Consider the following 9,098-nt stretch of genomic DNA (forward strand, 5'->3'; position numbering starts at 1 on the left):
GACAAGAACGGCGCACTGCAAGCCGCCTGGGGCCGGAGCTTCCTCAACGACCGTGCGCACGTTGCCGTGAGCGTGGAACTCGTCCGTGAAAAGGGCGTGCCCTCACCCCGCTTTGGTGGCCAGGGCGCCAACGGCCGCACCTGGTTCAACAACCCGGCCTGGCAACAGCGCCCTACCGGCCAGACCACGGACGGCAGGCCGCAGCTGTTCGACATCCGCAACGCCCAACAGTTCCAGTACTCCAAGTACGGCTTGATCACCCAGGGCCCGCTGCAGGGTACCGCCTTCGGCAAGGACGGCGTGCCCTACAAGTTCGACTACGGCTCCAACGGCGTGCCCACCGGCACGGGTGCAGTGACAGGCTGCATCACACCCTTCTGCGTGGGCGGCGACCTCTCCGGCACCATCGGCGGCGGCACCACCATGGGCATGAACCTGCAGCGTCAGGTCTTCTACACCMGTGGTAGCTATGAGCTGGACGATGACAACGAGGTCTACTTCACGGTCAACCTGGCCAGGACCAACGCTCGCAACACGCCCAACCCCGGTTCGCCCAAGCTGGACAACTTGACCATCCAGTGCGAGAACCCCTACGTGCCGGCCTCCATCAAGCAGGCCTGCGTGGACAAGGGCATCACCAGCTTCAAGTTCGGCACGGCCTACGGCAACCAGCCCAAGGACATCGAGGTCAACCCGATCCGCGAACAGAAGCGGTTCGTGCTGGGTGCGACCGGCAAGGCTAGCGCGCTAGGCCAGACTTGGTCGTATGACGGCTACTTCGAGCACGGCGAAAACAGCATCGATCTGAAGGTCAGCAACATCATGCTGAACCCGCGCTTCAACGCCGCCATCGACGCCGTGCGCAATTCGTCCGGCCAGATCGTCTGCCGAAACGCCACCGCCGTGGCCGCGGGCTGCGCGCCGCTGAACATCATCGGCGATGTGCAGCAGGATCCGGCCGCGCTGGCCTATGTGTTCCCGGCCGTCGGTCCGCATCAGTTGTCGGTGCAGCGTCAGACGGTGGCCAGCTTCAACGTCAACGGCCAGCCGTTCTCGAACTGGGCAGGACCGGTGGCCGTCGCCTTCGGGGCGGAAGCTCGCAAGGAAGGTTACTGGGTGACGGGCGACCCCTACGGCAATGGCGTCTACCCCGCAACGCCCAATACGGCCGACTACCCGGCTGACCCGCTCCTCAACACCACTGTGGGCAACAACTGGTTCGCCGGCAACTACCACGCTGCGTCGGGCGCCTACAACGTGAAAGAAGGCTTCGTCGAAGTGAACGCTCCGATGTTCAAGTCCGACAGCCTGGGCGAGGCCAACCTCAACGCGGCCGTGCGTCGCACGCTCTACAGCACCGCCGGCGGCATCAACAGTTGGAAGATCGGCTCGACCTGGAAGACCGGGGTCGATGGCCTGCGCGTTCGCTACGTCGCCTCGCGTGATGTGCGTGCGCCGAATCTCTCCGAGCTGTTTGCCGCGCCGGTGGTCATCAACCAGGCCGTCAACTTCCAGGGCAACACCTACAACGTGCAGCAGCGCACCATCGGCAACGTCAACCTTCGCCCAGAGCTGGCCAACAACCGCATCCTCGGCCTGGTGTTGTCGCAGCCCAAGTGGGCGCCAGGCTTCAGTGCGTCGATCGACTACTTCGACATCAAGTTGAAGGACGTGATCTCCACCCTCGGAGCCCAGCAGGAAGTGGACCTCTGCGCTGCCGGCAACCAAGAGATCTGCGCCGCGATGGATCTTGTCAGCCCCGTGAAGTACGTGACGCTGCAGGCCTTCAATCTGGCCAGGATGCGCAGCAAGGGCTTCGACATGGAAGCTCTCTACCGATTCAACCTGGCCAGCGTCAATCTGCCCGGCAAGCTCACGCTGCGTGGCCTGGCAACGCACACCAACAGCTTCCTGGTCACATCGGGCATCGTGGGCACCATCCCGGCCGAGCGCGCAGGCGTCAACCTCGGCGACACGCCGACGTGGAAGGCCCAGTTCTCGCAATCCTGGGAAGGCGAAAAGGCCAGCTTCACGGTGGGCCAGCGCTGGGTCAGCAATGGCGTCTACAGCAACGAGTTCATCGAGTGCCAGACCACCTGCCCAGTCTCTACCGCCCAGCACCAGACCATCGACAACAACCACATGAAGGGCGCTTTCTATTGGGATCTCGCCGGCAACTACAAGATCAACAAAAACATCACCGCCTACTTCAAGATCGACAACGTCACCGACGTCGCGCCGCCCAACGCCCCGGGCACCAACACCGGCTATGGCGTGAACCCCTCGCTGTTCGACGTGCTGGGCCGCCAGTACCGCGTGGGCGCCCGCATGACGTTCTGACGCCGGTCGCGTCCTACAGCGGCGGCCGGCGCATGCCGCGAGACTTCGCGCATGCGCTGGCTTGATCAGATCCGACCGCTGGGACGCGTGCTGAAGCTGACCTTCGACGGCTTCCTCGACGACCGCGGCCCGCGCATGGGCGCGGCACTCGCCTACTACACGCTGTTCTCGCTGGCACCGCTGCTGCTCATCGTCGTGTCCGTGGCCGGCCTGGTCTGGGGCGGCGAGGCGGTGCGCGGCGAGCTCTTCGACCAGCTCGCCGCGCTGCTCGGCGCGACGGCCGCCTCGACAGTCGAAAGCATGCTGAAGTCGGTCTCCTGGCCGGCCGGCGGCTGGCTCAGCACGGTTGTCGGGCTGGGGCTGATGCTGGTCGGTGCGACGACGATGTTCGCCGAGCTACAGGATGCGCTGGACACCATCTGGCGCGTGCCGGCCCGCCCGGTGCAAGGCTGGCTGAACTGGCTGCGCGCGCGCCTGCTGAGCTTCGGCCTCATCTTTGGCCTGAGCTTTCTGCTGCTGGTGTCGCTGCTGCTGGACGCCGTCATGTCGGCCGCCCAGACCTGGTGGCAGCCCTGGTTCGGCGACTGGCTGCGCGTCGCTGCTCTGGCCAACACGGTGTTCAGCCAGGGCCTGGTGGTGGCCGTGTTCGCGCTGATCTTCAAGTGGATGCCACGCGTTCACGTCGCCTGGCGCGACGTGCTGCTCGGCGCCTTCGTCACGGCGGGCCTGTTTGCCCTGGGCCGCTATGGCATCGGCGCCTATCTGCAGCGCAGCGGCGTCGCCTCGGGCTTTGGCGCCGCGGCCTCGGTGGTGGCCCTGCTGGTGTGGGTGTACTTCTCGGCGCAGATCCTGTTGATCGGCGCCGAGTTCACCTGGGCCTACGCAAGAGTGTTGGGTTCGCGACGGGAAACGGAAGAAGCTCGTGCAAACTTGCGCACCGATTCCCAGACCGCGACGCGATGACGACCACCACCACCGACGACGGCCTCAAGCTCCACCTGCGCCACTGGCCCACCACCGCGGCTTCCGCACGCGGCCAGTTGCTCATCTGCCATGGCCTGGGCGAACACATCGAGCGCTATGCCCATGTCGCCGCGGCACTGAACGCGGCCGGTTGGGATGTGCACGGCTGGGACCACCGCGGCCACGGGCGCAGCGATGGACGCAAGGGCGACATCCCCGCGCACGACGCGCTGCTGCGCGACACGGCACGCGTCATCGACGCCGTGCGCCAGCCGGGCAAGCGTTTCGTGCTGCTCGGCCACAGCATGGGCGGGCTGATCGCCGCGCGCTTTGCAGCGGAGGCGCTGACAGGCAAGCCCGCGGCCTGGAGCCGGCCGCTGGATGGCCTGGTGCTGTCTTCCCCCGCGCTGGATGCGGGCCTGTCCGGTTTTCAGAAGCTGCTGCTTGCCGCGGCGGGATCGCTCGCCCCGGGCCTGGCCGTCAGCAACGGCCTCAAGCCCGAATGGATCAGCCGCGACACCGCCGTCGTCAAGGCCTACGCGACCGACCCGCTGGTGCATGACCGCATCACGGCGCGGCTGACGCGCTTCATCGTCGACAGCGGCGCCCGTGCCATTGGCGACGCACCGCGCTGGAAGCTGCGCACGCTGCTGATGTGGGCCGGCGCGGACCGCTGCGTGTCACCGCGCGGCAGCGAGGCCTTTGCGTCTGGCGCACCCGCCAATGTCGTCGCCACCAAGCCCTGGCCCGGCCTCTTCCACGAGATCTTCAACGAGCCCGAGAAGGCCGAGGTGCTGAAGACGCTTACCGATTGGCTGAACGCGTAAGCGCGTCAAGCCGGTCGACGATGAGCTCCAATCTCAGCAGCGGGTTGTCCATCACCATCAGCCGCTGGCGCGCCTCGACCGGCATGGGCAGCAGCTCGGCCCAGCGGTTGGCCAGCCAGCCCGCGTCGTCCCACTGGTAGGGCGGCTGCACGGGCAGGTCGTCCGCGGCGCCGCGGGCCTTCCAGCCGGCGAGCAGGTCCTGCAGTTGCTGAGCGGCCTGGCGCAGATCGTCTGGCACCGGCACCGCGACGTCGCCGGCCAACAGCTCAAGCCGGCCGACCCACAGGCCATGGCTGAGGTTGCGCGAGCCCTGCACGCGAAAGCGCTGTGTGCCGCAGATGCGGATGTTGATGAGGCCGGCCTGCGCGTGCTCGAAATCCTCGATGCGGGCCAGCGTGCCGACGTCGTGAAAAGCCTCGGCCCGAAAGCCCTCGCCCTCGCGCCGGCGCACCTCCTCGCCCGAAGTCAACGCCACGATGCCAAAGGGCTCGCCGCGCGCATGGCAGCGCTGCACCATGTCCAGGTAACGCGGTTCGAAGATGCGCAGCGCCAGATGGCCGCCGGGAAAGAACACCGAGCGCAGCGGGAACAGCGGCGTCTCGACATCCATAGCTTCAGCGGGTCTTCTCGGCGATGCGCTGGCGCAGGATCGGCAGGATCGCCTGCGCTGCCTCGCGACCGGCCTGCACCGCACGGCGCCGCGCCGTGAAGTCGGCGCTGCCCACGCCATCGAGCCTGGGCCGGATGACGACGTCGGCGTCGCGCAGCTCGAACATGTTGATGCTGCGCCCCATGATGGAAAAGGTCTGCATCAGCATGCGAAAGGCGTCGCCCGGCGGGTCCTTCTCGGGCGGCGAGGTGATGTCCACCGCGACGACGAGCTGCGCGCCCATTTCCCTGGCAAAGCGCACCGGCACCGGTGACACCAAGCCGCCGTCGACAAATTCGCGCTGGCCGATGCGCACCGGCTGGAACACGGCCGGTACCGCGCTGGAGGCACGGACAGCCGTGCCGGTGTCGCCGCTGCGGAACAGGATGGAAGAGCCGTCGGACAGGTCAGTGGCGACGATGCCCAGCGGCACCACCATCTGCTCAATGTTCTTGCCGCCGGTCTTGTCGCGGATGAAGCGCGCCAGCGCCTCGCCGCGGATCAGGCCGCGCAGCGGGAAGGACCAGTCGGTGATCGCGCCCTCGTCCATGGTCTCGGCCAGCGTCTGCATCTCCTTGCCGGTCTTGCCCGAGGCGTAGAGCGATGCGACGAGGCTGCCGGCCGAGGTGCCGGCGACCAGGTCGACCTTGATGCCGTTCTCTTCGAACACCTGGATGACGCCAATGTGGGCAAAGCCGCGCGCGGCGCCGCCGCCCAGGGCCAGGCCGATGCGTGGCGGTTTCGGGGCTGGCTTGATGACGGGTGGCGGCTCAGGCGGCGGCGTCGGGACGACGACGACCGGCGGCTGGGGTGGCTGGCTGGGCAGCACGGAACAACCGGCCAGCGCCACAAGGGAGGCCGCAAGCCAGGCACGGCGGATCAGGACAGGATTCATTTCAAGGCAGAGGGAGCGCGGCGCACGATAACCGAGGCCGATCAGGCCAGCTTGTAGCTTTGCAGATGGATGGAGGTCTCGGTGCCGGCGATGCCCTTGATGAGGCGCACCCGCTCCAGCACGTCGGCCAGTTCCTGCAGGCTGGAGCTGCGGATCTCGGCCAGCAGGTCCCAGCGGCCGTTGGTGTCGAAGAGGCCCGTGATGCCGGGCTCGCCGAGCAGCATGGCCACCACCTCGCGCGTGCGGTTGCCTTCAACCGTGATGCTCATCCATGCCGTGATCTGGTCGGGCACCGAGTCGGGCCGCAGGCGCACCGTGTAGCCGGTGATGACGCCGCTGTCTTCCAGCCGCGCGATGCGGTTGGTGACGGTGCCGCGCGAGACCTTGAGCTTGGCCGCGAGCGTGGCGACGCTGGCTCGGGCATCGGTGCGCAGCAGGGCGAGGAGTTGCTGGTCAAGGGCATCCATTTTGATCAATTCGGCAATTTCCACTGCCATTTTGCCAAATCGCGATGCATTACGTGGCAAGAGTTGAGCTTCTGTTTGGCACATGGCCCCGGAAGAATCGCCTCAACACATTCCGCGAGACTGCCATGACCACCGTCCTCACCACCCAAGACGTCGCCCGCCTTGTCCAACGTGTCGGACTTCCTGATTTACTTCGCCGCCTCGTCAGCTACCTCGAATCCGACTACCTGCGCTGGGCCGAATTCGACAAGACGCCCCGTGTCGCCGCCCATTCACAAGACGGCGTCATCGAGCTGATGCCCATCGCCGACGCCAGCCTCTACAGCTTCAAATACGTCAACGGCCACCCCAAAAACCACCGCTTCGGCCTGCCGACCGTGATGGCTTTCGGCGTGCTCGCCGACGTGGCGACCGGCGCCCCCGCCCTGCTCTCCGAGCTGACCCYGACCACCGCCATGCGCACCGCCGCCACCTCGGTCATGGTGGCCAAGCGCCTGGCCCGCCCCGACAGCCGTGTGATGGCCCTGATCGGCAACGGCGCCCAGAGCGAGTTCCAGGCCCTGGCCTTCCACCACCTGCTCGGCATCCGCGAGCTGCGCCTCTACGACATCGACCCGGCCGCCACGGCCAAGCTGGTGCACCACCTTCAGCAAACGCCCGGCCTCACGCTGACCGTGTGCGCCTCCACTGCGGAGGCGGTCAAGGGGGCCGACATCGTCACCACCGTGACCGCGGACAAGACCAACGCCACCATCCTGACGCCGGACATGATCGAGCCCGGCATGCACATCAACGGCGTCGGCGGCGACTGCCCGGGCAAGACCGAGCTGCACCGCGGCGTGCTGGAGATGGCCCGCGTGGTCTGCGAGTTCGAGCCACAGAGCCGCATCGAAGGCGACATGCAGCAGATGCCGGCCGATTTCCCCGTCACCGAGTTCTGGCGAGTGCTCGCCGGCCAGGCCCCGGGCCGCGAGTCGGCCAGYCAAGTCACCGTGTTCGACTCGGTCGGCTTCGCGCTGGAGGACTTCTCCGCGCTGCGCCTGCTACGCGACGTGAGCAATCAGCTTGGCCTGGGCGCGCCGCTGGACCTGATCCCGCAGATGGCCGACCCCAAGGATTTGTTCGGCGAACTGCATCTGACCCACCAGCTTCAGGTGGCTTAGGGCCTGTTCACGCTACGGGAATCGGTGCGATCCCCGTAGCGTGAACAGGCCCTGACGTCCGTAACTTTCACGACGCCTCTTCGCTAGCGCGCGCCCCAGAATCGGTGGCGCACGCTGCCGGAGGGCTCGCATGGGATCTGCCGCTCGACTGACCCGCCACTTTTGGCCACTGGGTCTGCTGCCCGCGCTGGCCGCGGCCGAGCCACTTCCCGCCGATCCGCTGGAGCGCCAGTGCTGGCTGTCACACACGGCCCAGCGCACGGCCCTCGACCTGCGTGAGCCGGTCTCGGTGCACTTCAGCAACGTCAAGACCGGCTACCGCGTGCGCTCGCCCTTCTGGGTGGAGTTCGGCATCCGTGGCATGGGCGTCATTCCGGCCGGCAATGCCAACGAGAAGGCCGGCCACCACCACATCCTCATCGACACGCCGCTGCCGCGCGACCACACCGCACCCATCCCCTTCTCCAATACGCACAAGCATTTCGGCAAGGCCCAGACCGGCACCGAGATCGACCTGCCGCCGGGCCGCCACACCATGCGGCTGCTGTTCGCCGACCACGCCCACAAGCCCTATTTCGTCTTCAGCAATGAGATTGCCATCGTGGTCGTGGGCAAGCGCGCCGACGCCCCGGCGCCCAAGGTCGTTGCGGGTGACCGCGACACCTGCGAAGCCTGGTACGAGGACCTGCGCGCCGCGCCACGCGCCTCAGCCGGCCGCGAGGTCTATGTGAAGAACCTGCGCGATGAAGAGGCGGTGTCGAGCCCCTTCACGCTGTCCCTGGGCGTGCTCGGCGCCAGCCTGGGCGTGGCGCCGGCCGGCACCGCCATCAAGGACACGGGGCATTTCCGCCTCAGCTTTGCGCCCAAGGGCGGCGGCAATGCGGTGCGCCAGAACCTCGTCGACGGCCGCACCGAGGCCATCGTCGACCTGCCCCTGGGCGAGTACGAAGCGGTTGTCAGCCTGCACGACGGCGCCGGAGAGCCCCTGCTCAAGGCCGCGCCGCTGAAGTTCAGCGTCACCCGTCACGACAGGTAGGCGCCAACGTCCTCCACGTCGATCAGCGCTGCCGCCATGAAGCGCCGCGCATAGGTCAGGCACACGCCCGAGCGCAGGAAAAGTTCAAACAGGCCCGGGTCAAGATGGCCCTCGGCCACCATGCGCCGCATGAGGCCTAAGGCCTCGGACAGGCGCTTGCCCGGCTTGTAGGGCCGGTCATCGGCCGTCAGTGCCTCGAAGACATCCGCAATGGCCATCATGCGGGCCTGCGGGCTCATCTGTGCGCCGGTCAGGCCGCGCGGGTAGCCCTTGCCGTCCATGCGCTCATGATGGCCACCCGCGATCTCGGGCACCTCGCGCAGATGCTTGGGGAAAGGCAGCTCGTGCAGCATCTTCAGCGTCTGCACGATGTGGTCGTTGATCTTGTAGCGCTCCTCCTCCGTCAGCGTGCCACGGGAGATCGTGAGGTTGTGCAGCTCGCCGCGGTGGTAGAGGTGTTCGGGCTGCTTGAGTTTGAAGCCCCAGCGGTTGTCACCGCCCAGTTGGTCGGTGGCGGGGCGCGACAGGATGTGCTCGGGCCGGTCCTGCAGCAGGCGCTCAGGAGCAGGCAGCGGCKGGCGCGGTTTGGGCTGGCGGCGCAGCTCCTCGATGGACAGGCCGAGCGTGTCGTCGAGCGTGCGCAACCAGCGCCTCTCGCCGATGCGGCGCAGCCGGGCAACGGCTTCGGGGTCCAGCGTTTCGCCACCCACATTGCTGGTCGCGACGAAGGCGTAGTCGGCATCCAGTTCGCCCTGGAC

9 protein-coding genes are annotated in these 9,098 nt (G+C 67.2%); 5 read left to right on the plus strand and 4 right to left on the minus strand.

The features are described from left to right. The 3 genes from ACXJKR_RS16415 to ACXJKR_RS16425 all read left to right on the plus strand — a co-directional run. Positions 1 to 2,340: TonB-dependent receptor domain-containing protein (locus ACXJKR_RS16415; protein ID WP_457323728.1), on the plus strand; the 2,340-nt coding region annotated here is incomplete at its 5' end. Between the two features lie 51 nt (positions 2,341 to 2,391). Beyond that, the gene (locus tag ACXJKR_RS16420) at positions 2,392 to 3,303 is read left to right on the plus strand and encodes a YihY/virulence factor BrkB family protein (protein ID WP_457323729.1); all 912 of its coding nucleotides are present in this window, start codon (positions 2,392 to 2,394) and stop codon (positions 3,301 to 3,303) included. After that, entirely contained in the window at positions 3,300 to 4,130 is an 831-nt protein-coding gene (locus ACXJKR_RS16425; RefSeq protein ID WP_457323730.1) for an alpha/beta hydrolase, read from the plus strand. The genes ACXJKR_RS16420 and ACXJKR_RS16425 overlap by 4 nt, the downstream gene beginning before the upstream one ends. Here ACXJKR_RS16425 and ACXJKR_RS16430 read toward each other — a convergent pair. From ACXJKR_RS16430 to ACXJKR_RS16440, 3 genes are read right to left on the minus strand one after another with little or no spacing between them, the layout of a single operon-like run. After that, on the minus strand, positions 4,108 to 4,740 hold the full coding sequence (locus ACXJKR_RS16430; RefSeq protein ID WP_457323731.1) for an LON peptidase substrate-binding domain-containing protein: 633 nt from the start codon (positions 4,738 to 4,740) through the stop codon (positions 4,108 to 4,110). The two genes, ACXJKR_RS16425 and ACXJKR_RS16430, sit on opposite strands and share 23 nt — an antisense overlap. A gap of 4 nt (positions 4,741 to 4,744) precedes the next feature. Continuing rightward, positions 4,745 to 5,674 (minus strand): patatin-like phospholipase family protein, encoded by a 930-nt coding sequence (locus tag ACXJKR_RS16435; RefSeq protein ID WP_457323732.1) that lies wholly within the window; start codon positions 5,672 to 5,674, stop codon positions 4,745 to 4,747. A gap of 41 nt (positions 5,675 to 5,715) precedes the next feature. Continuing rightward, entirely contained in the window at positions 5,716 to 6,141 is a 426-nt protein-coding gene (locus ACXJKR_RS16440; RefSeq protein ID WP_056194870.1) for an Lrp/AsnC family transcriptional regulator, read from the minus strand. Between the two features lie 125 nt (positions 6,142 to 6,266). Between ACXJKR_RS16440 and ACXJKR_RS16445 the strand changes: the two genes are divergently transcribed. Both ACXJKR_RS16445 and ACXJKR_RS16450 read left to right on the plus strand, forming a co-directional pair. Further along, positions 6,267 to 7,304: an ornithine cyclodeaminase gene (locus ACXJKR_RS16445; protein ID WP_457323733.1), complete on the plus strand. Its 1,038-nt coding sequence runs from the start codon at positions 6,267 to 6,269 to the stop codon at positions 7,302 to 7,304. A gap of 130 nt (positions 7,305 to 7,434) precedes the next feature. Continuing rightward, a complete protein-coding gene (locus ACXJKR_RS16450; protein ID WP_457323734.1) occupies positions 7,435 to 8,340 on the plus strand; it encodes a DUF4399 domain-containing protein in 906 nt (301 codons plus the stop codon). On the opposite strand, the gene ACXJKR_RS16455 is transcribed toward ACXJKR_RS16450, so the two are convergent. Next, the coding region (locus tag ACXJKR_RS16455; protein ID WP_457323735.1) for an HD-GYP domain-containing protein at positions 8,328 to 9,098 on the minus strand (771 nt) is incomplete at its 5' end. The genes ACXJKR_RS16450 and ACXJKR_RS16455 overlap by 13 nt on opposite strands.

The organism is Roseateles sp. P5_E11, from assembly GCF_054049355.1.